1 protein-coding gene and 1 pseudogene are annotated in these 913 nt (G+C 68.7%); both read right to left on the minus strand.

The genetic code is table 11. The features are described 5' to 3' along the window. The coding region (locus OFY01_RS17445) for an alpha-amylase family glycosyl hydrolase (protein WP_266600939.1) at positions 1-368 on the minus strand (368 nt) is incomplete at its 3' end. A 116-nt stretch (positions 369-484) separates the two neighbouring features. After that, positions 485-913: pseudogene (locus OFY01_RS17450) on the minus strand (hypothetical protein); the annotation flags it as partial.

A 913-nucleotide genomic window follows, 5' to 3' on the forward strand; every position in this document is an offset into this window, starting at 1 on the left:
CTGGTGTGGTTCATGACGAAGTCGATGATCACCCGCATGCCCCGCTGATGCGCCGCGTCCACGAACTCCACGAAGTCACCGAGGTCCCCGAACTCCGGAAGCACGGCTATGTAGTTGGCGACGTCGTAGCCGCCGTCGCGCAGCGGGGACTTGAAGAACGGCGGCAGCCAGAGCGCGTCGACGCCGAGCCATTGCAGGTAGTCGAGTCTGGAGGTGATGCCCTTGAGGTCGCCGACACCGTCGCCGTTGCTGTCCTGGAAGGAGCGGACAAGCACCTCGTAGAAGACGGCACGCTTGAACCAGTCAGGGTCCCGGTCCTTCACCGGGGCGTCCTCGAAGATGTCCTGGACGGGGTCGTTCATGATCATCGCTTCGTCACCTCCGTCGTTCCGTTCGCCGGGCGACTCACCCGCGGCTCACCCGCGACTCACCCGCGACTCACCCGCGTCTCGACCTCGGCTCATGGGGCGGCTCATCGGGCGGCTCACCGCACGGCCAGGACGTGCGCGGGGGCGCGTCCTGGTTCGAGGCGCACGTAGTTGTGCCGGCCCCAGCGGTACGTCTCGCCGGAGATCTCGTCGTGCACCCGCACCGGTTCGTTCAGGCCGAGCTCGTTCAGGTCCAGAAAGACCGTTCCTTCCTGGGGGTGGTGGGGGTCGAGGTTCACCACCACCAGGACCGTGTCGTCGGCCCCGGCCCCTACCGCGGCCCCGGACCCGACCTCGCCCTCGCCCTCACGCCCGCGCGCGCACGTGCCGTGCTTGCTGTACGCGATCAGGGCGTCGTTGTCGGTGGCGTGGAAGCGCAGGTTCCGCAGCCGGTGCAGGGCCGGGTGGCGGCGCCGGATCTCGTTGAGGCGGGTGATGAACGGGGCGATGCTACGACCCTCGCGCTCGGCCGCGGCCCAGTCACG

This window comes from Streptomyces beihaiensis, from assembly GCF_026274175.1.
In the GTDB taxonomy this organism is placed as follows: domain Bacteria; phylum Actinomycetota; class Actinomycetes; order Streptomycetales; family Streptomycetaceae; genus Streptomyces; species Streptomyces beihaiensis.